The organism is Phenylobacterium deserti (assembly GCF_003254705.1).
In the GTDB taxonomy this organism is placed as follows: Bacteria; Pseudomonadota; Alphaproteobacteria; order Caulobacterales; family Caulobacteraceae; genus Phenylobacterium; species Phenylobacterium deserti.
On sequence record NZ_QFYR01000004.1, the window covers coordinates 61,841 to 85,819 of the forward strand.

Annotated in this window: 23 protein-coding genes and 1 other RNA gene; 3 read left to right on the forward strand and 21 right to left on the reverse strand. The window is 68.0% G+C overall.

Annotated elements, in window-relative coordinates:
* Positions 1–11 precede the first annotated feature (11 nt).
* The 19 genes from murB to DJ018_RS15245 all read right to left on the reverse strand — a co-directional run bounded on the left by murB (position 12) and on the right by DJ018_RS15245 (position 19,467).
* Positions 12–917 (reverse strand): UDP-N-acetylmuramate dehydrogenase, encoded by a 906-nt coding sequence (gene murB, locus DJ018_RS15155; protein ID WP_111515818.1) that lies wholly within the window; start codon positions 915–917, stop codon positions 12–14.
* On the reverse strand, positions 917–2,338 hold the full coding sequence (murC, locus tag DJ018_RS15160) for a UDP-N-acetylmuramate--L-alanine ligase (RefSeq protein ID WP_111515819.1): 1,422 nt from the start codon (positions 2,336–2,338) through the stop codon (positions 917–919). Before murC ends, murB begins: the two co-directional genes overlap by 1 nt.
* Before the next feature lie 49 nt (positions 2,339–2,387).
* Positions 2,388–2,810: a response regulator gene (locus DJ018_RS15165; RefSeq protein WP_111515820.1), complete on the reverse strand. Its 423-nt coding sequence runs from the start codon at positions 2,808–2,810 to the stop codon at positions 2,388–2,390.
* Between the two features lie 173 nt (positions 2,811–2,983).
* Positions 2,984–4,078 carry an undecaprenyldiphospho-muramoylpentapeptide beta-N-acetylglucosaminyltransferase gene (gene murG, locus DJ018_RS15170; RefSeq protein WP_111515821.1) on the reverse strand — a complete coding sequence of 365 codons (1,095 nt, stop codon included), beginning with the start codon at positions 4,076–4,078 and terminating at the stop codon, positions 2,984–2,986.
* Between the two features lie 10 nt (positions 4,079–4,088).
* Positions 4,089–5,261 carry a putative lipid II flippase FtsW gene (gene ftsW, locus DJ018_RS15175; RefSeq protein WP_111515822.1) on the reverse strand — a complete coding sequence of 391 codons (1,173 nt, stop codon included), beginning with the start codon at positions 5,259–5,261 and terminating at the stop codon, positions 4,089–4,091.
* A 19-nt stretch (positions 5,262–5,280) separates the two neighbouring features.
* A complete protein-coding gene (gene murD, locus DJ018_RS15180) occupies positions 5,281–6,696 on the reverse strand; it encodes a UDP-N-acetylmuramoyl-L-alanine--D-glutamate ligase (protein ID WP_111515823.1) in 1,416 nt (471 codons plus the stop codon).
* A gap of 18 nt (positions 6,697–6,714) precedes the next feature.
* Complete coding sequence (gene mraY, locus DJ018_RS15185) at positions 6,715–7,824, reverse strand: phospho-N-acetylmuramoyl-pentapeptide-transferase (protein WP_111515824.1); 1,110 nt, start codon at positions 7,822–7,824, stop codon at positions 6,715–6,717.
* Complete coding sequence (locus tag DJ018_RS15190) at positions 7,824–9,215, reverse strand: UDP-N-acetylmuramoyl-tripeptide--D-alanyl-D-alanine ligase (RefSeq protein WP_111515825.1); 1,392 nt, start codon at positions 9,213–9,215, stop codon at positions 7,824–7,826. Before DJ018_RS15190 ends, mraY begins: the two co-directional genes overlap by 1 nt.
* Entirely contained in the window at positions 9,208–10,662 is a 1,455-nt protein-coding gene (locus DJ018_RS15195) for a UDP-N-acetylmuramoyl-L-alanyl-D-glutamate--2,6-diaminopimelate ligase (protein WP_111515826.1), read from the reverse strand. The genes DJ018_RS15190 and DJ018_RS15195 overlap by 8 nt, the downstream gene beginning before the upstream one ends.
* Entirely contained in the window at positions 10,659–12,404 is a 1,746-nt protein-coding gene (locus DJ018_RS15200; RefSeq protein WP_111515827.1) for a peptidoglycan D,D-transpeptidase FtsI family protein, read from the reverse strand. Before DJ018_RS15200 ends, DJ018_RS15195 begins: the two co-directional genes overlap by 4 nt.
* On the reverse strand, positions 12,401–12,817 hold the full coding sequence (gene ftsL, locus DJ018_RS15205; protein ID WP_111515828.1) for a cell division protein FtsL: 417 nt from the start codon (positions 12,815–12,817) through the stop codon (positions 12,401–12,403). The genes DJ018_RS15200 and ftsL overlap by 4 nt, the downstream gene beginning before the upstream one ends.
* A complete protein-coding gene (gene rsmH / locus DJ018_RS15210; RefSeq protein WP_111515829.1) occupies positions 12,814–13,749 on the reverse strand; it encodes a 16S rRNA (cytosine(1402)-N(4))-methyltransferase RsmH in 936 nt (311 codons plus the stop codon). Before rsmH ends, ftsL begins: the two co-directional genes overlap by 4 nt.
* On the reverse strand, positions 13,749–14,213 hold the full coding sequence (locus tag DJ018_RS15215; protein ID WP_111515830.1) for a division/cell wall cluster transcriptional repressor MraZ: 465 nt from the start codon (positions 14,211–14,213) through the stop codon (positions 13,749–13,751). The genes rsmH and DJ018_RS15215 overlap by 1 nt, the downstream gene beginning before the upstream one ends.
* A gap of 276 nt (positions 14,214–14,489) precedes the next feature.
* Positions 14,490–14,874: RNase P RNA component class A (rnpB, locus tag DJ018_RS15220), an RNA gene on the reverse strand.
* Between the two features lie 52 nt (positions 14,875–14,926).
* The gene (locus DJ018_RS15225; RefSeq protein ID WP_111515831.1) at positions 14,927–15,355 is read right to left on the reverse strand and encodes a VOC family protein; all 429 of its coding nucleotides are present in this window, start codon (positions 15,353–15,355) and stop codon (positions 14,927–14,929) included.
* A gap of 59 nt (positions 15,356–15,414) precedes the next feature.
* Entirely contained in the window at positions 15,415–16,143 is a 729-nt protein-coding gene (locus tag DJ018_RS15230; RefSeq protein WP_111515832.1) for a peptidoglycan recognition protein family protein, read from the reverse strand.
* Positions 16,140–17,036, reverse strand: coding sequence for a DMT family transporter (locus DJ018_RS15235; protein WP_111515833.1), 897 nt, complete (start codon positions 17,034–17,036; stop codon positions 16,140–16,142). Before DJ018_RS15235 ends, DJ018_RS15230 begins: the two co-directional genes overlap by 4 nt.
* A 51-nt stretch (positions 17,037–17,087) precedes the next feature.
* Entirely contained in the window at positions 17,088–18,230 is a 1,143-nt protein-coding gene (locus DJ018_RS15240) for an acyl-CoA dehydrogenase family protein (RefSeq protein WP_111515834.1), read from the reverse strand.
* 34 nt (positions 18,231–18,264) lie between these two features.
* Positions 18,265–19,467: an acyl-CoA dehydrogenase family protein gene (locus tag DJ018_RS15245; RefSeq protein ID WP_111515835.1), complete on the reverse strand. Its 1,203-nt coding sequence runs from the start codon at positions 19,465–19,467 to the stop codon at positions 18,265–18,267.
* Positions 19,468–19,685: 218 nt separating this feature from the next.
* Between DJ018_RS15245 and DJ018_RS15250 the strand changes: the two genes are divergently transcribed.
* A complete protein-coding gene (locus DJ018_RS15250; protein ID WP_111515836.1) occupies positions 19,686–20,465 on the forward strand; it encodes an endonuclease/exonuclease/phosphatase family protein in 780 nt (259 codons plus the stop codon).
* Here the strand turns inward: DJ018_RS15250 and DJ018_RS15255 are convergent.
* Entirely contained in the window at positions 20,462–21,946 is a 1,485-nt protein-coding gene (locus DJ018_RS15255) for a phospholipase D-like domain-containing protein (RefSeq protein WP_240609577.1), read from the reverse strand. The two genes, DJ018_RS15250 and DJ018_RS15255, sit on opposite strands and share 4 nt — an antisense overlap.
* A 119-nt stretch (positions 21,947–22,065) precedes the next feature.
* Between DJ018_RS15255 and DJ018_RS15260 the strand changes: the two genes are divergently transcribed.
* Both DJ018_RS15260 and DJ018_RS15265 read left to right on the forward strand, forming a co-directional pair.
* A complete protein-coding gene (locus tag DJ018_RS15260; RefSeq protein ID WP_240609578.1) occupies positions 22,066–22,293 on the forward strand; it encodes a DUF1289 domain-containing protein in 228 nt (75 codons plus the stop codon).
* Between the two features lie 89 nt (positions 22,294–22,382).
* Entirely contained in the window at positions 22,383–22,910 is a 528-nt protein-coding gene (locus DJ018_RS15265) for a TIGR02281 family clan AA aspartic protease (protein ID WP_240609579.1), read from the forward strand.
* Here the strand turns inward: DJ018_RS15265 and dusA are convergent.
* On the reverse strand, positions 22,854–23,843 hold the full coding sequence (dusA, locus tag DJ018_RS15270) for a tRNA dihydrouridine(20/20a) synthase DusA (protein ID WP_111515838.1): 990 nt from the start codon (positions 23,841–23,843) through the stop codon (positions 22,854–22,856). The genes DJ018_RS15265 and dusA overlap by 57 nt on opposite strands.
* Positions 23,844–23,979: the final 136 nt, after the last annotated feature.

The window sequence follows — 23,979 nt, forward strand, 5'->3', positions numbered from 1 at the left end:
CAAGGCGCCCGCTAGGCGGGCTTGCCGATGCGCTTGATCTCCCATTCCAGCTCGACGCCGAACTTGGACTTCACGTCCGCCCGCACCGCTTCGCCAAGTCCCTCAAGATCGGCGGCCGTGGCCTCCCCGGTGTTGATCAGGAAGTTGGAATGCAGCGGCGAGAACATCGCGCCGCCGAACGGCTTGCCGCGCCAGCCCGCGTCGTCCACCAGCTTCCACGACGAATGCCCCGGCGGGTTCTTGAAGGTGGAGCCGCCGGTCTTCTCACGGATTGGCTGGGTCTTCTCGCGCCGCTCGGTGATCTCGGCCATGCGGGCCTCGATGGCGGAGGGCTCGTCCGGGCGTCCCTCGAAAAGAGCGCCCGTGAAGATGAGCTGCTCGCGGGCCGCCCGGGCGGACTTGCGGTAGCTGTATTCCAGGTCGGCGTTGGACAGGGTGATCTGCTCGCCGCTGCGCGTGACGGCGTAGGCTTCCACCAGCACGTCCTTGGTCTCGGAGCCGTAGCAGCCGGCGTTCATGACCAGGGCGCCGCCGATGGAGCCCGGGACGCCACGGTAGAACTCCAGTCCTGCGATCCCCGCCTTGCCCGCCTCGCGCGCCAGGATGGCGTCCAGCACGGCCGAGCCTGCAAAGATGCGATTGTCGCTCCTGGACTCCACCTTGGCGAACGCCTTGCCCAGGCGGATCACCACGCCGTCCACGCCGCCGTCGCGAACCAGGGTGTTGGAGCCCACGCCGATGGGGGTCACGGGCACGGCCGGATCGAGCGCCTTGAGGAAGGCGGCGAGGTCCTCGGCGTCCTCAGGCAGGAAGATGACATCGGCCGGGCCGCCGACCCGAAACCAGGTGAACGGGCCCAGCAGCTCGTCCTTCAGAAGCTTGCCGCGGACGGCGGGGAGTTGATCCTGCCAGCTCATCAGGCCGCCGCCTCGTTCAGCGCTTCCAGCTGGCCGGGCAGAGCGTAGGCCCAGGTGGTGATGTCGCCGGCGCCCAGCAGGACCACGAGGTCGCCGCTCATGGTTTCGGCCTTGATCAGCGCCGGTAAGTCGGTGCTCGCCTCCAGCGGCAGCACGCGACGGTGGCCGTGGCGCCGCAGACCTTCCACGAGCGCATCGCGGTCAACGCCCGGCAGCGGCGCCTCGCCGGCCGCGTAGACGTCCGCCACGATCACCGTGTCCGCGTCGTTGAAGCATTGGCTGAAGTCGTCGAACAGGTCCTTCAGCCGCGAGTAGCGGTGCGGCTGCACCACGGCGATGACCTTGCCCTCGCTCACCGCCCGAGCGGCTTTCAGCACCGAGGCGATCTCCACCGGGTGATGGCCGTAATCGTCGACCACCCGCACACCGTTGGCCACCCCCGTGGTGGTGAAGCGGCGCTTCACCCCGCCGAACCCGGCCAAGCCCTTGCGGATGTCGTCCGCAGCGACGCCGAGTTCCCGGGCGACGGCGATGGCCGCGAGAGCATTGAGCATGTTGTGCTGGCCGGCCATGGGCAGGCGCAGGTTCTCGTAGCGGATCGCCTCGCCGTCCCGCGGCCGGATCACCACGTCGAACTTCGCGCCGTCGGGGCCCATGGTGCAGTTTTCCGCCCGCACCTCGGCCTGAGGGTTCACGCCATAGGTCACGAGGCGGCGGTTCTCGACCTTGGCCGCCATGCTCTGCACCTCGGGATGGTCCGTGCAGACGGCGGCGAAGCCATAGAAGGGGATGTTCTCGACGAAGTCACGGAAGGCCTTACGTACAGCGTCGAAGCTGCCGTAGTGATCGAGGTGTTCCGGGTCGATGTTGGTGACGATTGCCACTGTGGACTTGAGCCGCAGGAAGGTGCCGTCGCTCTCGTCTGCCTCGACGACAATCCAGTCGCCAGCCCCAACCTTCGCGTTGGTGCCATAGGCGTTGATGATGCCGCCGTTGACGACGGTCGGGTCCATGCCGCCGGCGTCCAGCAGGGTGGCCACCATCGAGGTGGTCGTGGTCTTGCCGTGGGTGCCGCCCACAGCGACGGAGAACTGCAGGCGCATCAGCTCGGCCAGCATCTCGGCCCGTCGGACCAGCGGCAGGCGACGCTTTCGCCCTTCCACCATCTCCGGGTTATCCGCCTTTACAGCAGTCGAGTAGACAATGGCCGACGCCCCATCGACGTGCGCGGCGTCGTGGCCGACGAAGATCTTGGCGCCCAGCTTCTCCAGCCGCTCGGTGTTGGCGCTCGCCTTAGCGTCGGAGCCCTGCACGGTGTAGCCGATGCGCAGCATGATCTCGGCGATGCCGCTCATGCCGATGCCTCCGATGCCGATGAAGTGCACGGGGCCGATGTCAAAGGGCACAGGGCGTCTGTTCATCCGGCCGTGCTAGCGCAGTCTTTGCGTCGGGGAAACAGCGAGCGCGGGCTCAGGCTTTGGACGCAGCCTGCCGCTCGGCCGTCACCTGCATCATGGTTTGGTAGAGCTCATTCACCTGAATCGGCTTGCTGACGAAGCCGTTGAAGCCCAGCGCCAAATACTGGCTCGGTGTCCGGCTCATCACGTCGGCGGTCAGGGCGATCACTGGGACGTGGCGCTCGGGACCGACCGACTCCCGCAGGCGTCGCACCACCTCGATGCCGGTCATCCCCGGCATGTGAATGTCCATGAGCACGAGATCGAAGTAACGCCGCCCGAGTTGCTCGAGCGCCTGCGCGCCGTCACCCGCCTGATGAGCTTCCAGCCCGAACGCGCCGAGGATGTCGGCGACCACGCGGAGGTTCAGCGGGTCGTCATCGACATGCAGAACCCGGATCGGCTCAAAATGGGTTTCTTCTACTTGATGATACATCGCACGCTACTCAATGCATGCAGAAGGTAAAGATTAAGACTTAACGAAATGCCACAAAACCGGCCGCATTCGCGAGCGGAACCGGAGCATCGCCGCAAATGCCGCACGCGCGCATTGCAGCGCGTTCGCGCTGTCGGCGAGAGCGTTACTTGTGATGCGGGACGGGGAGCGCCTTAGAGTTGCGCTGTCTTCTCGACCACGTCGGCCAGACGCTCGGCGGCGTCGGGGATGGCGACGGAACGGGCGGCGGCGGCCATTCGGGCGAGACGCGCCGGGTTGCTGAGCAGCTTCTCCAGCGCACCGGCGAGACTATCCACGGTGAGCTGGTGCTCGCGAGCGACCTCGGCCCCGCCCGCCTCGGCTAGCAGACGCGCGTTCTGCCCCTGGTCGTCATCAAGCGCGATCGCCAGCGGGACGAGGATCGAGGGCTTACCGGCGATAGCAAACTCGCACACCGTACCAGCGCCCGCGCGCCCGATCACCAGGTGCGCGTCTCTGAGCCGGCTGGCCATGTCCCGGAAGAACGGAGCGATCTCGGCATTGACCACGGCGTCCTGGTAGACCCGCCGCGCCGTCTCCATCGACTCCTGGCGTGTCTGCTGCTGCACGACGAGGCGCTGGCGCAGAGCTTCGGGCAAGGTGCGGATCGCTTCCGGAACAAGCTCGGACAGCAAGCGCGCGCCCTGGCTCCCGCCTGTGACCAGCAGCCGGATCGGCTCGTCGTCCTCAGGCGGCGAATAGGGAACGCTCGCCAGTTCGCGGATCGGCGGACGGACGGGATTGCCGACCACGACAGCCCGGCCCGCAACCTTGGGCGGAGCCTTCTGCAGCGTCGGGAAGGCGCAGGCGACGGTGGTCACGTGCGGCGCCAGCATGCGGTTGGTCCGGCCCATGACGGCGTTCTGCTCGTGGATCACCGTGCGCCGACCGTCGAGCAGCGCAGCCACAAGCGCCGGGGCCGAGGGATAGCCGCCGAAACCCACGACAACGGCCGGGTCGAGCTTGCGATAAACGGAGCGAGCGTGGAGCGCGCCGCGCATGACGGCCAGACCAGCGCGAGCCATGCCGATCGGATCGCCGGGTTTGAAGGTGGCGGCGGACAGCCCGATCCGCTGCTCGGCCGGGAAATCCTGGGCGAAGTTGGCCACGCGCTCGTCGGAAGCCAACACGATCCGCCAGCCGCGGCCGATCAGGGTTTCGGCGAGGGCCTGGGCGGGGAACAGGTGACCGCCGGTTCCACCAGCGGCGACGACGGCGACTTTGCGCATGCGGCGGGCTTTAGGCGAACGCGCCGGCCTTGGCGAGGCCTTCCGTCGGGGTATAGGCGCCCGGCCGCCGGCGGGTCAGCGCCAGAGCCAGCCCCAACGTCAGGCCCATGGCGAGCATGGAAGAGCCGCCATAGGAGATGAACGGCAAGGTCATGCCCTTGGTCGGGATCATGTTGAGGTTCACCGCCACGTTGATGAAGGCCTGTTGCCCGACAAGGACGAAGAGCCCGGCGGCGGCCACCTGTTCGAAGGGGTCGCTCAGCTTCATGGCGCGATAGAGGCCGCGCACGACAATGAACGCGAACAGCGAGATCAGCAGCAAAGAGAAGACCAGGCCGTACTCTTCCGCCGCCACCGAGTAGATGAAGTCGGTGTGGAGGTCGGGCACGTGGCGCTTCATCACGCCCTCCCCCGGCCCGCGACCGAAGAAGCCGCCCGCGGCGATGGCTTCGGCCGCGCGGTCGACCTGGTGGGTGTCGGCCTTGTCCGGCGACAGGAAGCGGTCGACGCGGCTCGCGACGTGCGGGAACAGGAAGTAGGTGGATGAGAGGCCGGCTATGGCTGTGGCCCCCAGCAGCATGACCCATGACAGCGGCACGCCGGCCATCCAGAACGCCGCGCCGAAGGCCACGGTGATCAGCACCGTCTGGCCGACGTCGGGCTGGATCAGCAGCAGGGCGATCGAGACGAAGTAGAGGCCGAAGGCGATCGAAACGCCGGGCACCCCCTGCCCCTTCTGCCCCTCGGCGAACATCCATGCGACCAGGATGATCAACGCCGGCTTCATGAACTCCGAGGGCTGAAGGGTGAAGCCGCCCAGCTGGATCCAGCGCGTGGCGCCCTTGGCGTTGTGGCCCAGGAAAGGCAGGGCCAGCATGATGGCGATGGCCACCAGCCAGATGAAGAAGGCCGCGCGGCGCACGCCCCGGACCTCCAGCATAGAGACGCCCAACAGGATGACGGCAGCGCCAAACCCGAAGACGCACTGGCGCACGGCGAAGTGGAAGGGATCGCCGATGTTCATCCGGGCCGCAGCGGCCGGGCTGGATGCGAACGACATGGCGACGCCGACAGCGATCAGCAGGGCGACGACGCCCAGCATCCAGCGGTCAACCGTCCACCACCAGACCCCGATGTGGGTCCGGTCAGCGCGAGAAAAGGCGTGAGCTTGCGACGGCGTCATCGTGACCTGAAGCGCGGGTTTAGGCCGCGCCCTTGGCTTGGGCGGAGCCCGAAAGAGATTGAACAGCGGCGCGGAAGGCTTCCCCGCGCGCCTCGAAGTCGGTGAACTGGTCGAAGGAGGCGCAGGCCGGCGACAGCAAGACGATGGCGTCATGGCCGGAGCCTTGCGCGTCGGCGAAGGCCTGCCGCACGGCGGCGTCCATGCTTCCGCTCTCGACCACCGGCGCCTTGCCCTTGAGCGTCTGGGCGAAGGCGGGCGCGGCCTCGCCGATCAGGTAGGCCTTCTCGATCCTCGGGAAGAGATCGACCAGGGAGTCGATGCCGCCCGCCTTGGGCTGGCCGCCGGCGATCCAGTAGAACTTGGGATAGCTGGACATGGCCTGGCGCGAGGCGTCGGCGTTGGTCGCCTTGGAGTCGTTCACGAACCGCACGCGGCCTACTGCGCCGACCGTCTCCATGCGGTGCGCAAGACCTGGGAAGGTCATCAGGTGTTCGGCGGCGTCCTCGGCCGGGATGCCGATGCCCTTGGCGGCGGCATAAGCCGCGGCCGCGTTCTGCCAGTTGTGCCGCCCCGGCAGGGAGCGGGCGCGAAGCAGGTCGGCGGCTTCAACGGCGCGCTCGGCCGTGGCGTCGTACAGCAGACCGTTTAGCGCGTAGACGCCGCGGCCCATGGCCTTGGAAGCCGAGATCGGCACGATGGTGCGGCGGTTCGCGGCAGTGATCTCGGTGCAGATCCGCGCGCCCCAAGGATCGTCGACGCCGATCACAGCGGTGTCGCCCTTGCCCTGGTTGAGGAGGATGCGCCGCTTGGCGGTGACGTAGCCCTCCATGCCGCCGTGGCGGTCCAGGTGGTCGGGCGAGATGTTCAGGATGATGGCGACGTCGGGCTTCAGGCTGGAGGTCAGGTCAAGCTGGTAGGACGACAGCTCGAGGACGTAGACCGCCCCGCCGTGCATGTCCTCAAGGCCCAGCACGCCGACGCCGATGTTGCCGCCCACCCGGGTGTCGCGGCCGGCCTGGCTGCAGATGTGGCCGATCAGCGCCGTCGTAGTCGACTTCCCGTTGGTGCCGGTGATGGCGATGATCTTGGGGCGCTTGTGCTCGGGCGCGGCGTTCACCGTGCGGGCGAACAGCTCCACGTCGCCCAGGATCTCCACGCCATGCTCGCGGGCCCGCTCCACGGTCCAGTGCGGCGCCGGGTGCGTCAGAGGCACGCCAGGCGAAAGCATCAGGGCGGCGAAAGTCGACCAGTCAGCCGTGGAAAGGTCGGTGAGGGTGAAGCCCTCCGCCTCGGCGGCCGCGCGCGTGGCCGGCTTCTCGTCCCACAGTGCGACCTGCGCACCGCCGGCCTGCAAGGCGCGCGCGGTGGCCAGGCCCGTGCGGGCGAGGCCGAACACGGCGACCGTTTTGCCTTCAAAGCCGCGGACGGGGATCATGACGCGCGCTCGCCCTCCCTATCGCAGCTTGAGCGTGGCCAGCCCGACGAGGGCCAGCATGAGGGAGACGATCCAGAAGCGGATCACCACGGTGCTTTCCGACCAGCCCTTCTTCTCGAAGTGGTGGTGGATGGGAGCCATGAGGAAGATCCGGCGACCGGTGCGCTTGAACCAGGCGACCTGGATGATCACCGACAGGGTCTCCGCCACGAACAGGCCGCCGATGATGGTGAGCACGATTTCATGGCGGGTGGCGACGGCGATGGAGCCGATAGCGCCGCCGAGCGCGAGGGAGCCAGTGTCGCCCATGAAGATCTTGGCCGGCGGCGCGTTGTACCAAAGGAAGCCCATGCCCGCCCCGATCAGGGCGCAAGCAAAGACGCCAAGCTCGCCGACCCCGGGGACGAAGTGGAGCTGCAGGTAGTTCGCGTAGACGAAGTTGCCGACCATGTAGGCGATGAAGCCGTAGGCGGCGGCGGCGATCATGACGGGCACGGTAGCCAAGCCGTCCAGCCCGTCGGTGAAGTTCACCGCGTTGGCCGCGCCCACGATGACCACGGCGCCGAACACCAGATAGAACCAGTCGAGGTTCAGGATCGCCTGCTTGAAGAAGGGGAAGGTGATCGAGGTCAGCAGGCCGGGCGTCTCCGGCGGCTTGGGCCCGAACATGATGATCAGGAACACCGCGGTCATGGCGATCGCCGCCTCGAGCAGCAGGCGAACGCGTCCCGAGACCCCCTCGGTGCTCTGTTTGGTGACCTTGGCGTAGTCGTCCAGGAAGCCTAGGACGCCATAACCGGCGGTGACGATGACGACGGCCCAGACGTAGACGTTGGACAGGTCGCTCCACAGCAAGGTGCCGATCAGCAGCCCGGCCAGGATCATCACCCCGCCCATGGTGGGCGTGCCGGCTTTTTCGATCACGTGGCGCTGGATGCCCTCCGCGCGGATCGGCTGCCCCTTACCCTGCTTGGCTTGCATCCAGCGGATGAAGCGCGAGCCCATGGCCACGACGATCAGCTGGGCGGTGAACAGCGCCAGGCCGGAACGGAAGGTGATGTAGCGCAGCAGGTTGAGGACGGGCACGTGCCCGCCGGCCGACAGCTGCTCATAGAGCCAGTAAAACATCAGCCCGCCTCCCCGACGGCGTCGAGCGCGGCGAGCGCTGCAGCGACAGCGCCGGCCTTCGAGCCGTTGGACCCCTTAACCATCACCACGTCGCCAGGCTCTACGGCCCGTGCGACCAGCGGAGCTAGCTCCGCCGCTGTCTCGGCGTACGACGCGCGCCGAGTCGACGGAAGGGCGTCCCAGAGCGATTTCATGAGCGGACCGGCGCAGAAGACGAGGTCGATCGACGCAGCCTCGATCGGCTCGGCCAGCCCCTTATGGAAGGCCGGCGCTTCTTCGCCCAATTCGAGCATGTCGGTCAGCACGACGATCTTGCGGCCAGACGTCTTGCGCCCGCCCAGGGTGGCCATGGCCGAGCGCATGGAGATCGGATTGGCGTTGTAGCTCTCGTCAATCAGCGTGAAGGCGCCGCCGGCGATGCGGATGGCCCGTTCGGCGCCGCGGCCCGCGAGGGGCTCGAAGGAGCCGAGCGCCGCCAGGCTGTCGTTCAGGTCAACGTCGAGCGCTTCCAGCATCAGCAGGACGGCCATGCTGTTGAGACCCCAGTGGGCGCCCGTCTGCAGGATGGGGAAGTCCATCGCCTTGCCATGCAGGCGAGCCTGGACGAAGGCGTTCCCCTCCGCCGCCTGGAAGTCGATCAGGCGGGCGTCGCAGCCCTCGCCCGTACCGAAGGTGCGCACCAGCGCGCCGACGGATTCGGCTTCCTGCTTCAGGACGTGGAACCAGTGGTTGTCGGCGTTCAGGATGGCGATGCCGCCCGGCTCCAGGCCGGAGAAGATCTCGGCCTTGGCGCGGGCCACGCCCACCTCCCCTTCCGGGAAGTTCTCGACGTGCACCGGCCCCACCGTGGTGATCACCGCCGCGTGCGGGCGAACCATGCGGCTGAGGGGACGGATCTCCTCGGCGTGGTTCATGCCGATCTCGAAAACGGCGCGTTCCGCGTCGCGCGGCATGCGGGCGAGGGTCAGCGGCACGCCGATGTGGTTGTTGTAGCTCTTGATCGAGGAATGGGCGCGGCCCGCCAGCTTCAGGCCGGCCATGATCGCCTGGGTGACGCTGGTCTTGCCAACGGAGCCGGTCACGGCCCCGCGCTTGGCCGGCGCGCGATCGCGGGACGCCTCGCCCAGGAGCTCCAGCGCCTTGAGGGTGTCTTCGACCATGATGGCCGGCGCGGACACCGGCTGGGTCGCCAGCACGCCCGCAGCGCCCTTGGCCAGGGCCTGCTCGACGAACTCGTGGCCGTCCCGCACGCCGGCCAGCGCCACAAACAGGTCGCCAGGCTCGATCGTGCGCGTGTCGATGGATACGCCCGTAGCTTGGAAGGCTTCGCCGGCCAGCGCCCCGCCCGTCGCGGCGGCGATCTCGTCAGAGGTCCACAGGGGTTCAGCCACGGGCCAGCTCCAGCGCCTGTGCGGTCTCGATTACGTCGTCGAAGGGATGGGTCACGCCAGCGATGGTCTGGCCCTGCTCGTGGCCCTTGCCAGCCACCACCAGGATGTCGCCTTCGTTCAGCAGCGCCGCGCCGGCCTGAATGGCTTGGCGGCGGTCGCCGATGTTCTGCGCGCCCGCCGCGCCGGCCAGCACCTCAGCCCGAATGGCCGCGGGGTCCTCGCTGCGCGGGTTGTCGTCCGTGACGATGGCGACGTCGGCCAGTTCGGCGGCGATGCGGCCCATGATCGGCCGCTTGGTGCGGTCGCGGTCGCCGCCGGCTCCGAACACCACGATCAGCTTGCCCGAGACGTGCGGGCGAAGGGCCTTAAGCACCGTCTCGAGGCCGTCGGGCGTATGGGCATAATCGACGTAGGCGTCCCCGCCCCGCGGACCTGCGCCCACCCGCTGCAGCCGCCCCGGGGCGCCCTGCAGACGCTCGAGGCCCGCGAAGACTTCGTCCAGGGTCAGCCCCGCCGTCAGGCAGAGCCCGGCAGCAACAAGGGCGTTGGAAGCCTGGAAGCCGCCGGCAAGCGGCAAGCGCACGTCATAAACCCGCCCTTCGGCCTCGATCTTCAGGCGCTGGCCTTCCGGCAGCAGGGTGCGCTCGACGAGCTTCAGCCCCTGCCCGGCCTCGCCCACGCTGAACACCGCCTGGCCTGCGGTCATGGCGGCGGCGGCGAAGTGCGGGAAGGCGTCGCTGTCGGCGTTCAGCACGGCCGTGCTGCCGCGCGGAAGCAGGGTTTCGAACAGCCGCAGCTTGGCCGCTCGATAGGTCTCCATGTCGCCGTGGTAGTCCAGATGATCCTGCGTGAGGTTCAGGAAACCCGCGGCGGCGAGCTTCACCCCATCCAGCCGGCGCTGGTCCACGCCGTGGGAGGACGCCTCCATCGCGAAGTGGGTCACGCCCATTCCGGCCAGACGGGCGAGCATCTCAGCGACATCGGCGGCGTCCGGCGTGGTGAGGCCCGGCGGCGTCAGTTGTTCGTCACGGCCATCGGGGAAGGACGCCAGGACGCCCAGGGTGCCCATGCTGGCGGACGGGCGGCCGGCTGCGGCGAACATCTGGCGGCAGAAGTTCGCGACCGAGGTCTTCCCGTTGGTGCCGGTCACCGCCACGCAGGTGGTGGGCTGAACCGCCCAGAAGGCCGCCGCAGCCAAGGCATAGGTGCGGCGCGGATCGGGCGTGACGATGGTCGGCACGGCGAGGTTCAGGTCGGTCGCGGAAATGACCGCCGCAGCGCCGGCGTCCACCGCGCGCGCGGCAAACTCGGCGCCATCCACCTTGGACCCTGGCAGAGCCGCGAACAGGAAGCCCGGACGAACCTTGCGGCTGTCGGCCGTAACGCCCGAGATCTGCGGATCGACCACCAGATCGCGGCGCACCAGTTCGGAAAGACGCGCGCTCAATGTCCATCCTCCGACACGGCCGGCGCGGCGGCGGCGATCTGCACGGCGTCTTCCTTGCGCTCGACGCCCAGGAACGGTGCGATGCGTTCGATCACCCGGCCCGCCGCCGGCGCGGCGACCCAGCCGCCGGTAGAGAAGCCGAAGGTCTTGGCCGTGCCATGCGGCTCGTCCATCAGGATCAGGACGAAGTAGCGCTTGGCGTCCACCGGACCGTCGGTGGGGAACACCGCCGCAAAAGACGAGACCTGCCGCTGGTGGTTGTAGCCGCGGATGGCGGGGTCGTACTTCTCGCCCGTGCCGGTCTTGCCGCCGACCGAGAGACCCGGCACGTCCGCCGACTTACCGCTGCCGCCGGTGACGTTGGCGCGCATGATGGACAGCATCTGCAGGGTGGTCTGCTCGCTCATGACCCGGGGGCCCTCGGGAAGGTAGCCGGGCTCCTGCTTGCGGATCGTCATGGGGGCGAGCTTGCCGCCATTGAGGATCGCGCCCATGGCGCGGGCGAGCGCCAGCGGGCTGACGTTCATGCCGTGGCCGAAGGAGGTGGAGGCCACCGCGTCGTCGTCCCACTTCTTGGGCGTCAGCGGGCGCGCGCTTTCGATCAGTTCGACCTTGGCCGGCTGGGTCAGGCCGAGGGCCTGGAAGTACTTGCCCATGCGCTCGGCGCCGACGCCGTGCGCCAGCTTGGCCGTGCCGATGTTGGAGGAGTGCTGGAACACCTCTACCAGGGTCAGGATCTTCCGAGCGGCGTGGTAGTCGTGGATGGTGCGGTAGCCGAGCTTGTAGGGCTCGCGCGCGTCGAAGGTGGAGCTGGGCGAGGCGACGCCGCTGTCCAGGCCGATGGCGACGGTGAACGCCTTGAAGGTCGAGCCCATCTCGAAGACAGTGGCCGCCGCACGATTGGTGCGGGCGTAGTCGCTGGCCTGCCCTGCCTTATTGGGGTCGAAGGTGGGATAGCTGGCCATCCCGAGGATCTCGCCCGTGTGGACGTCCGTCACCAGGCCGACGGCGCCCTTCGGCCGGAACTCGGAAACGGCGCTGTAGAGCTCGTCTTCCAGAGCCGCCTGGACGCGCAGGTCGATCGACAGCGGTACTGTGCCATGCTTGGCCGCCGCGCCGCGGATATCCTCGTTCAGCGCGGCTTCAGCGCCGCTGAGGCCCTCGCCTCCGGAGTCCGAGAAGCCGATCACGTGGGCGGCGGTGTAGCCCAGCGGGTATACGCGGCGCTGTTCCGGCTCAAAGCTCACGCCGGGCAGGCCGAACTCGTGGATGCGCGCCTTCTGGGCGGGGGTCAGCCCTCCGACCAGGAAGATGCGGCGCTTGGAGCGCAGGGCGCGCTCGAGGCGCTCGGGCGTGACATTGAGGGTGGAGGCCAGCAGGCGGCGGGTCTCGGCGACGTCCCAGATCTCGCGCGGGTCGAGGTAGAGGCCGTAGTGCAGCAGGTCGGCGGCCAGCAGCTGGCCGTTGCGGTCCACCAGATCCGCGCGCGCCGCGCCAACAGGCGGCGCATAGGCGTCGCCGCCACGCAGGCCGGAGAACAAGGCCGCGCGGGTCGCCCCCACGCCAAGAGTGGCGAAGCTCGCTGCAAACAGCGCCAGCACGAAGAAGATGCGCAGGCGGGTGTCGTCTTCCGCCCGACCGGAGGCGCGCGCCCGCTCGAACGCGTGCTCCAGGCGCCAGACAAAGCCGGCCACCCAGCGCGAAACGGGCGAGGCGCCGAAGGATTGAAGGCCGAGGCTCATTGGCCGTTCCCCGGGACGGGTTCCGGCGCTTCGGCCACCAGGGTCGGGTCGAGCTTCGGCGCGGGGGCCTCTTCCGGCTTGGTGGAGGGCTTAGGCGGGGGCGCGGGAGCGGCGATGGCCGGCAGCGCTTCGACCTTGGCCTCCCGCTTTACGGTGACCGGCTTCAGGCCGAGGTAGGCGGTCGACAGGCGCTCGATCCGGGCGGGCTGTTCAAGATGGGAGACTTCGGCCTGCAGCAGGCGGATGCGGGCCTTCTCGGCCGCGATCTGACGCTCCACTTGTGCGATCTGCGCACGCTCGCGCCCGGCCATGGTCTTGGCCAGGTAGACGCCCAGGATTAGGACGACCAGCAGGCCCAGCGCCAGCAGGTCGACCAGCCGAAAACCGCGGACCTTGCGGTCGAGCAGGCTCATGCCGCCTCACTCCACACGGGCGCGGTGGTGCGCACCGCTGCCCGAAGCTTCGCCGAACGCGCACGGGGGTTGGCCGAAACCTCCTCATCCGACGGCGCAAGAGCGCCGTTGAACAGCAGGGAAAAGCTCGGAGGCGCGCCAGCCTGGACCGGCGGCGCATGCCGCGAGCCCGCCGGCGTCCGCCCCGCCCGCGTCGCCAGGAAGGTCTTCACGATTCTATCTTCCAGCGAATGGAACGTGACGACGCAGAGCCGGCCGCCGGGCTTCAGCGCACGCTCCGCCGCAGCGAGACCTGCCTCCAGCTCGCCAAGCTCATCGTTGACGGCGATCCGCAGCCCCTGGAACGAGCGGGTGGCGGGGTGGACCTTGGCGCCGCGCCGGCCGCCCAGCACCTGCTCGATGAAGTCGGCAAGTTCGAGGGTGCGCGTGAAGGGCTGTTCCGCGCGCCGGCGGACGATGGCGGAAGCGATGCGCCGGCTCTGACGCTCTTCGCCGTAGACGTAGAGAACACGAGCGATCTCAGCCGCCTCGGCCGTGTTCACCAAATCCGCCGCGGTGGGACCGTCCGCGCCCATGCGCATGTCGAGCGGCCCGTCCCGCAGGAAGGAGAAGCCGCGCTCGGCCTCATCCAGCTGCATGGAGGAGACGCCGAGGTCGAGAGCCACGCCATCCACCGCGCCCTCGCCGACTTCCTCAGCCATCTCCGAGAACGTCGTCTCGACCAGGCGGAAACGGTCTGCGGGAAGCCCCTCAGTGAAGCGCCGGGCGGTGGGGTCGCGATCGAAGGCCACGACGCCGGCGCCGGTCGCCAGGATCGCGCGGGTGTAGCCGCCCGCGCCGAAGGTGCCGTCGATCACGGTCTTGCCGGGACCGGCGTCCAGATGCTCGAGAACCTCGTTCAGCAGAACGGAGACGTGGGGACGCTCGCTCATCACGCCGCTCCCACGCGGGCGGCGCGCTGCTGCGCGCGCAGTTGAGCAAGGCCTTCGCGGGCAGCGTCGCGCTGCGCGGCGCGGTGAGCCTGGAAGGCGTCCCGGTTCCAGATCTGAAAGCGGTCGCCCAGACCGACCACAGCGACCCAGTCGGTCAGCCCGAAGGTCTCGCACAGGCTTTCCGGCAGGGTGATCCGGCCAGCGGTGTCGAAGGAGAGCCTGGCCATGCCGCCAAGCACCGAGGTTTCCAGGGCGGTGCGCAGCGGATCGCCGAACTCCAGCTCCTCGATGACGCCCATGTAGCGGTCGAACAGGGCCTTGCCGCCACCTTCGATGCAGTCGGCCTCAATGGAAGGGAAGCAGAAAACGCCGTCGAACGGACCAGACGCCAGGGCGCGGAACTCCTGCGGCACGACGATGCGCCGTTTGGCGTCCAGCTGTTTCTCGAAGGTCGAGAGAAACACGCCCGTTCCAGCCCCTGCCACAGCCGTCGCCGGCCACCCCGTCTTCGCCCCTGAACGCCCGCCCCCAGGCGCGTCGGATTGGTTAGCGAATGATGAGTATGGGTTAACACGGGATGGATTGGGACACAATGACTCCAGATGACTCTAACGAGCGGATTCAAAGATGTCGCAGCGGGTAAAAACGAGCCGGCAATAAGTATCCACAGAACATACATGGAACCCGTTAAGGTGTAGGGCGGCCGGTGTCATTGACGCCCATTCTGGTGTGCGGGTGGAGAGATCAGACGGCCTGTAAGCCGGGTTCTGTGCCGCCCGCAGCCGAAGCTGCGGACGCGGCGGCCATTCCTCTGGACCGATCCTCGCGGACCGGTTCTCGCGACCAACCCGGATCCCTCGGGCCGGCGACGGCCCTACCCGCTTTCGCGAGCGCGGGATCCCTATTCGGTCTTGCTCCTGGCGGGGCTTGCCTTGCCGCCCTTGTTGCCAAGGACGCGGTGCGCTCTTACCGCACCCTTTCACCCTTACCGGACGCGAACGCCCGGCGGTTTGCTTTCTGTGGCGCTATCCCTGGGGTCGCCCCCGGCGGGCGTTACCCGCCGCCATGTCGTCGTGGAGCCCGGACTTTCCTCGAGCTTGCGCCCGCGACCGCCCGGCCGTCTGATCCGGGCGGATAAGTGACCGCCGGGTCAGCCCGGGTCAACCCATCCTATCCGTCAGAAGGTGACCTTGACCGACTCCGCGCTGCGGGTTGCGGGGCCATGGTAGACCGCCTCGATGTTGTTGCCGGCCGGATCGAGCAGGAAGGCGGCGTAGTAGCCGGGGTGATAGGGCCGCTCCCCCGGTCCGCCGTTGTCGCGGCCGCCCGCTCCGAGGCCGGCGCGGTAGAATGCGTCCACCACGTCCCGGCTTTTGGCCTGAAACGCCAGATGGTGGCGGCCGGTCAGCTGGCCTTGCGCCGCCGCGCTGTCGGCGGTGCTGACGAAGAGCTCGTCGGCCCAGAAGTAGTCATCCGCCTCGCCGCCCAGCGGGATCTCCAGCACCTCGAACACCGCCTTGTAGAAGCTCCGGCAGGCATCGAGGTCGGCGACCACCAATTGGATGTGGTCGACCAATCGACCGCGGTGCAGCTCTTCCGTCTCCATGGCCGCCTCCTCGTTGTCAGAGAGCCAGCGTAACACGGGTCCGCGGATTGGGGGCAGGTCTACTCCGTCAGAGACGCCAGGCGCAGGAGTGCGATAAGGCGGGCTCGGGTCTCGCCGTCGGCGATGCCGTCCACCTTGGCCGGACGCCAGTGACGTTGGAAGGCGCGGACCACGGCAGTGGTGCGCGGCTCGAACTTGCCGGATGGAGCGCAGTCGAAGCCCAGGCGAGTGAAGCCGGCCTGCAGGGCGAACACGCCGGCGCCCTCTTCCCCCTCCTTCAGCGGCAGGCCGGGCGCGGGAGGAACCTCCGCCCACAGCCCGTGGCCGGCCTCCGCCAGCCGCTTCCAGGGGAACAGCTCGCCGGGATCCGTTTTGCGCTCAGGCGCCACGTCGGAGTGGCCGACGATGTTGCGGTCTTCGATGGTCCAGCGGCTGCGGATGTCGCCCACGAGTTCGATGACGGCGGCGATTTGGGCGTCTGGGAAGGCGCGGTAGCCCCAGTCGTGACCTGGGTTGACGATCTCGATGCCGATGGAGGCGCCGTTGATGTCCGTTTGGCCACGCCAGGAGGAGACCCCCGCGTGCCAGGCGCGCCGCTCCTCGGCCACCAGACGAAAGACGCGGCCATCCTCCTCCACCAGGTAGTGCGACGAGACCTTGGCCTCGGGGTCGCGCAGGCGATCCAGCGCTTCCTGGCCGGTCGGCATGCCGGTGTAGTGCAGCACCAGGATTTCGGGCGGCGCGGTGCGGTTGTTGAAGTTCGGGGACGGCGCTTCGATGAGGTTCATTGCGAGCGGCTCCAGAGCGCCATGAAGAGGGGCATGACCTGGTTGCGGCGAAGGGCGATGACCAAGACGCCCGCCAAGGCGGCGGCCGCTCCGAACGCCATCCGCAGGTCGAAGGGATCGTGCATGAAGAGCACGCCGCCGGCGATGGTGCCCAGGGGGGTCATCAGGGTCAACGGCGAGATCAGGTTCGCTTCATAGCGGCGGACGAGCACGTAGTAGAGGCTGTGCGAGCCGATGGAGACCACGACGGCGGAGAACAGCACAGCGGCGACAAACGGCCAGCCTGCGGCCAGGCCCGCCTCCACCTGCCCCGGCTCGATGAAGAACGACAGCGCCGCCAGAGGCCAGACGGAGGCGAAGCCCACCCAGGCCTGGTATTGCAGCGGCTTCACGCCCTCCATCTGCTTCATCAGGATCGCGGCGATCGAAGAGAACAGCGCCGAGAGCGCGACGTAGACAAGGCCCGGCGTGATGCGGAAACCGTGCGGGTCCCACATGACGGCCAGCGCGCCAGCGAAGGTCAGGCCGATGCCGAGCCCGCGCCGCCAGCCGATCTTCTCGCCGAGCACCAGCACCGACAGCAGGGTGGTGATCGGCACGCCAACCTGCAGCACCACCGCCGCTGAGGATGGCGTGGCGGTCTTCAGGCCCACAAACAGCATGGCGAAGTTGCCGACGCCCATGAGCAGGGCGATGACGATCAGCCGCCAGCGGGGCCGCGGCATGGGCTGGAACAGCCAGGGGAAGATCAGGACGGTGACGAGGGCGAACCGGACCGTCGCGTAGAACAGCGGCGGCACCCCCATGGGGCCGACCACGTACTTCGACATCACGTTGTTGGCGGCCCAGATCAGGCACACCAGCACCAGAAGGCCGAAGTCGCGGAGGGACATGAAGGGCCGCTTAGGCCGCGTCGCGCCCCTTCCGCAACCGGCTGATGTGCGTCAGGCCGCCTCGCCCAGCGACAGGAACTCGTAGCGAGCCAGGAAGTGGTCGGTGGAGCCGAAGGCCGTCTCGATCATGCTGGCGCGCTTGAAGTAGTGGCCGATGGCCATCTCCTCGGTCATGCCCATCCCGCCGTGGATCTGAATGGCGCTCTCGCCGACGAACTTGCAGGCCTTGCCGATCTGCACCTTGGCGGCGGCGGCGGCCTTGGAGCGCTCGCCGTCCCACCCGAGCTTCACGGTCGCCATGTAGGTCATCGAGATCGACTGCTCGAGGTTGATGAACATGTCGACCATCCGGTGCTGCAGCACCTGGAAGGAAGACAGCGGCACGCCGAACTGCTTGCGGGTGCGGGCGTACTCCAGGGTGCCTTCGTGCAGCTTGCGCAGCACGCCCACCGCCTCGCCGCAGGTCGCAACGACGGCCTCGTCCACCACCCGCTCGATCAGCGGCATGGCCTGGTCGAACGGGCCGATCAGGGCGTCCGCCCCAAGCTGCACGTTCTCGAACGTGACCTCCGAGGCGCGGAAGCCATCGACAGTCGGGTAGTCCTGGGTGGTCACGCCGGCGGCGTTCTTCTCCACCAGAAAGACAGAAACGCCCTCGTGCTCGCGCTGGCCGCCGCCGGTGCGGGCGGTGACGATCAGATGGGTGGCGTAGGGCGCGCCAATCACCACCGCCTTGCGGCCGTTCAGGACGAAGCCTTCCCCCTGCTTGGCGGCCGTGGTCTTGAGATCGGCGAGGTTGTAGCGGCCCTGCGGCTCGGCCCAGGCGAAGGCGAAGATCGCATCACCGCCGATGATCTGCCCGATCAACTCCTCGGCGCGGGCGTGGCCGGAGTGCTTCAGGAAGCCGCCGCCGATCACCACCGTCCCAAGGTAAGGCTCCACCACCAGGGCTTTGCCGAACTCTTCCATGACGATCATGTTTTCGACCGCGCCGCCGCCCAGGCCGCCCAGCTCCTCCGGGAACGGCGCGCCGAGGATCCCAAGTTCTTCGGCGAAGGCCTTCCAGACGTCCGGACGCCAGCCCGGCTCCTTGCCGAGCGCCGCGCGGCGCTTGTCGATGTCGTAGTTGTCCGAGAGGTAGCTCGCGACCGTGTCGCGCAGCATCGTCTGCTCGTCGGTGAAGTTGAAATCCATCGATGTCGTCCCCGAACCTGTTGTTACGCGCCGCTCAGAGCCCCAGCACCATCTTGGCGATGATGTTGCGCTGGATCTCGTTGGAGCCGCCGTAGATCGAGGTCTTGCGGCCGTTGAAGTAGTCGCCCGCCACGCCGCGCGCGTAGTCGGGTCCGATCTGCACGTTGTGACCGAGATCGCGCAGGAAGGGCGCGCCGTAGTGGCCCGCAGCTTCCAGGGCGAGTTCCTGCAGGCGCTGCTGGATCTCGGTGCCCTTGATCTTGAGGATGGAGCTTTCCGACCCCGGGCCGCGGCCGCTGCTCTCGCCCGCCAGGGTGCGCAGCTCGGTGAATTCGAGCGCCTGGAGGTCAATCTCCAACTCGGCCAGCTTGCGGCGGAAGAAGGCGTCGCCGATCAGCGGGCCGCCCGCGTCGCTCATCTCCGTGCGCGCCACGTTGCGCAGCTTCTCCAGCCCGCGCTTGGAGCGCGCCACGCCGGCGATGCCCGTGCGCTCGTGCGCCAGCAGCGCCTTGGCGCAGGTCCAGCCCTGGTTTTCGTGGAAGATGCGGTTCTCGACCGGCACCTTCACATTGTCGAGGAAGACGTCGTTGACCTCGTGCCCGCCTTCCAGGGTGATGATCGGGCGCACGGTCACGCCCGGGCTCTTCATGTCGATCAGCAGGAAGGAGATGCCGGCCTGCGGCTTGGCGTTCGGGTCAGTGCGAACCAGGAAGAAGCCCCAGTCGGCGAACTGGCCCAGGGTCGTCCAGGTCTTCTGGCCGTTGACCAAGTAGTATTCCTTGCCGTCATCGCCGGTGATCCGCTCCGCGCGGGTCTTCAGCGACGCAAGGTCCGATCCCGCGCCCGGCTCCGAGTAGCCCTGGCACCACCAGACGTCGCCGTTGAAGATACCCGGCAGGAAGCGCTGCTTCTGCTCTTCGGTGCCGAAGGTGTAGATCACGGGCGCGAGCATTGAGAGGCCGAAGGGCAGCAGCGGCAGCGCATCGGCGCGCGCCAGCTCTTCGCTCCAGATGTACTTCTGCGTCGGCGTCCATCCCGTGCCGCCGTAGGCCTCGGGCCACGACGGCGCGACCCAGCCCTTCCTGGCCAGGATGCGGTGCCAGGACAGGTAATCTTCCTTGGAGAGCTCCTGCTTGGCCTTCTGCTTGGCGCGCAGTTCGGCGGGATAGCTCTCCTGGATAAAGGCGCGCACTTCCTCGCGGAAGGCGTTCTCTTCGGGCGTGAAGTCGAGGTTCATCAGGCTCCCTCCACGGCCGTCTGGCGCGGCCGTTTTACAGCGTATCGGCAACGGATCGGGACCTTACGCCCGCCTCTCCGGCTTGGGAAGATGACGCTTACGTAAACGTCCAATCAAATGTTTGAATGAGTCATGTGGGATGTGGAGAAACCCTGTCTGGCTCTCGCCCGTTCCCACGCCTTGCCTTCGCCATGGAAGGCGGCCACAGCTTGGAGTCTATGCCAAGGATCGTGACCTATAACGTCCACCGCTGCGTCGGAAACGACCGCCAGCTGGACGTCTCTCGCGTCGCCGACGTGCTCGCCGCCCTGCGACCCGACATCGTCGCCCTGCAGGAACTGGACGTCGGGCGAGCCCGGACCCGCCACATCGACCAGGCTCACGAGATCGCACGCCAGCTGGACATGGCCTGCCACTTCCACGCGGCCCTCAAGGTCGAGGAAGAACTATACGGCGACGCCATTCTAACGACCTTCCCGGAGAAGCTGATCCAGGTGGGGCCCCTGCCCGGCCATCCGCGGCTTCCGGCGCTGGAGCCGCGCGGCGCGCTCTGGGTCGAGGTCGAGATCGAGGGTGCGCCGGTCCAGATCATCAACACGCACCTGGGCCTGGTCCCGCGCGAGCAGCAGATGCAAGCCTCGTTCCTGGCCGGGCCAAGTTGGCTGGAGCACCCTCGATGCAAAGGGCCGACGATTTTGCTCGGCGACTTCAACGCGACCGGCACGTCCATCGTCTACCGGACCTTGACGGCCCGGCTGGAGGCGGCGCGGCTGCTGGCGCCGAAGCGCTCACCCACGTCCACCTTTCCCTCGCAGCTGCCGGTGTTGCGGATCGACCACCTGTTCGTCAGCCGTGAGATCGTGGTCCAGGACGTGTTCGCCCCCTACGATCCCCTGACGCGGCTGGCCTCCGACCACCTGCCGCTGGTTATGGACTTCGACCTGACGCCCGAGATCAAGACGAGCGCCGAAGCGGCACGGGAAACCGCCGAGGCCTAGTCCATCGCCTGACGCCAGGTGTCGGCTCGGCCGGTGTCGGCCAGGCGCCGCGCCTGCTGGAACAGCCGGTCACGACGCTTGCCGAGCCGCCAGGAGTCGTCTGTGTCGGACGGATCGCCCAGGTGGTAGGCCGCGATGAACTCGGCGACGGGTCCGAGCTTCGGCGGCACGATGGGCGCAAGGCGGCCTTCGCGGTTCAGAGCGTCGATCGCGCCCACAAGCCCGCCGAAATCGGCCCTGGCCTTGGCCACCGCATCGCCCGTGTAGCCCATGAAGTGGCCGACCAGCCGGTCGCGGAAAGCGCTGATCGTCAGCCGCTCCGCCTCGTCGTCGGACTCGATGCCGAGCTCGACCTCCGTATCGAAACCGCCGGAGCGGTTGTTCAGATTGGCCGAGCCGATCCGCACCACCCGGTCGTCGATCACCGTCACCTTCGAGTGGACGATGATCACCTCGCCCTTGCGCGGCGTGGTTGGATAGAAGGCGCGGAAGCGGCCGAAGATGTCCGCCGCCTGCAGCCGCCAGATCATGGCGCCTCGCGTGCGGTCCATGGTCACCTGATCGAACCAGCTCGGCGCCCGCCCTGTGGAGATCAGCACCACCTGCGGACCGTCCGGCTCCCCCAACCGCTGCGCCAAGGCCTCGGTGATCAGGGGCGAGGTGAAGTACTGGTTTTCTAGGTAGATCGTGTCCTTCGCCTCGGCGATGGAGGTCAGGATCAGCCGGCGGATCTCGTCGACTGTCGGGCGGCCTTTCCACTTGGGCTCGGTCCGGGCGATCGCCACGTCCACTCCGTGCAGGGCCGCTGGGACATGATCGGGCCAGGGATCACCGCCCGCGTCCGGCGGCGGCCCCAGCGTCTCGTCCGTCGCCTTTCGCCAGCGTTCGCGGCAGAGCTCCGCCAGGGCGACGGCGGCCGGGCCGTCGACCATCATCATGACTTCGTGACGAGGGTCGTGCAGGTCCTGCCGCGGCATGATGCGGCGCTGGTCGTCGTCCAGGTGGCGAGCCGTATCCCACCGGTCGATGGAGATGTCGCCGCCGCCGCAGAAGGCGACGCGGTCATCGACCACCACCACCTTCTGGTGGTGGCAGGCGCCGAAGGGCACCTGGTCGTCCAGGCGGAACTTGACCGGCGTGTTGTGGAAGAACTTGCGCGCCTTGTGCGGGAAGAACTCCTGGCTGGCGCTGATAGGCAGCGCCGATTTCCAGATCAGCAGCCGCACGTCGAGCTCAGGACGCGAGCAGGCCAGGTCCACCAGGATGCGGCCGATCTCGTCCGGATCATCAGGGCCGTCATAGCCGTCAGGGAACAGCCGCGTTCGCGGATCGAACCCCCAGCCGAGGATGAAGATCGAGCGGCGCGCTTTCTGGATGGCGTCGTAGACGGCGGCGAAATAGGCCTCATTGTCGATCAGAAAGGCCACACGATCCGCATGCGCCTTGCGCCAGCAGGTCTCGCCGGGTCTGAAGACCGTCATCCGCCCTCGATCAACGCTTGCGCGGCCCCCTGGCGGCCGCCGAACAGGAAATCCCATGGCGATGGTGAGTTCCGGCGAAGCTTGAAGCAAGCGCCATCCGCGTTGCGCCGGACCAATCGATGGACTACCCGCGCTTCATGACAGAACGCCCGCCGAAAGCGATCGCCACGCCCTGCATCCAGGTGTGCGCCGTCGATGGCGAAAGCGGCCTGTGCCTCGGCTGTTTCCGCACGCTGCAGGAGATCGCCACGTGGTCGCGGCTGGACGATGCAAGCCGCGCCGCCGTGATGGCCGAACTGCCGGCCCGACGGGCCCAGATACGCCCCGAGAAGCTCGGGCTGATCTGAGCGCGGCCGTTCACCGCTTGAAAACCCAGCGCCAGCTAACTTCCACATCAAGACAGGGCCCGAAGAGGCCGTTGATGGGATGAGCCTGGGTGTCGAGACTTTCCACCATCGTAATGGCGGCTCTGGTGGCCGGGACCTCCGCGGCCATCGGCGCGGAGGCGGTGATCGTACTCGCCCGCGCCCCGCTCGAGCTGCGCGCCGCCAAGGCTGAGACGCCGTTGCTGATGACCTCCACGGGCGCGGACGCGGTGTCGGGCCCGGCCGTGATGAAGGCCAAGGACGGCCACTTCTGGGCCGAGGGCGAAGTTGATGGGCGCAAGGTCCGCTTCCTCGTCGACACCGGCGCCACGGCGGTGGCGCTCACGCCGCAAGACGCTCAGCAACTGGGCATCGACACTGCGAAGCTTCAATACAGCTCCAAGGTCGTCACCGCGGGCGGCCAGGCGCGCGCCGCCACCGTCAAGCTCGCTTCGGTGTCCGTGGCCGGCGCCAAGCTGGACGACGTCGACGCGGTGGTCATCGAGAAGGGGCTGGACGCGTCCCTGCTCGGGATGACCTACCTAGGCCGCCTCTCCAGCTTCCAGGCCACCCGCGAGGCTCTCTTCCTGCGGCCGTGACCGGGTCGTCACGGCAGCCAGCGCCGCGTCGATGACCTCGAGCCCGGCGCCGGGCTTAACGCCCTCCACAGTCAGGATGCGCCGCCAGGCGCGGGCGCCCGCCTGCCCATGGAACAGGCCCAGCATGTGCCGGGTCATGGCGGCCAGGTGCGTTCCCCGCGCCAGCTCGGCGCTGACATAGCTCTTGTAAGCCTCCACCGCCTCCGCGGCCTCGACGGCGCCGACTTCGCCGAAGATGCGCTGGTCGGCTTCGCCCAGCAGGCCGGGGGTGTGGTAGGCGGCGCGCCCCATCATGACGCCATCCACCTGATCCAGGTGCGTCACGGCCTCGTCCAGCGTGCCCACTCCGCCGTTGATCACGATCGTCAGGTCCGGGCGCTCGCGCTTGAGGCGGTAGACCAGCGGGTAGTCCAGCGGCGGGATGTCCCGGTTCTCCTTGGGCGACAGGCCCTTCAGCCAAGCCTTGCGGGCATGGACCACGAACTCGGTGACGCCGGCCTGGGCGCAGAGGTCCACCAGGGTGAACAGGCTTTCTTCAGGCTCCTGGTCGTCCACCCCGATGCGGCACTTCACAGTGGCGGGGATCTTCACAGCGGCGCCGATCGCCGCCATGCAGTCGGCGACGAGCTGCGGCTCGCGCATCAGGCAGGCGCCGAAACGGCCGGACTGGACACGGTCGGAAGGGCAGCCGACGTTGAGGTTGATCTCGTCGTAGCCTTCCGCCTCCCCGATACGGGCGGCCTCAGCCAGATCGGCAGGCTCCGAGCCGCCGAGTTGCAAGGCGACGGGGTGCTCGACGGCGTCGAACGCCAAGAGGCGCGCCCTGTCGCCGTGCAGGATGGCGCCGGTGGTCAGCATCTCGGTGTAGAGCTTCGTGCGCCGCGAGAGAGTCCGGTGAAACGCCCGGCAATGCCGGTCCGTCCAGTCCATCATCGGCGCAACGGACAGCCTATGCGCTTGATATTGCGTCACTTTTCGCTTATAACTCAGCTAGTTAGTCGGGCATCTGGCGCACCGTTCTTACGACAATCCACGCCCGTTTTCGCCCCTTTTCGCCATTCCACTGCAC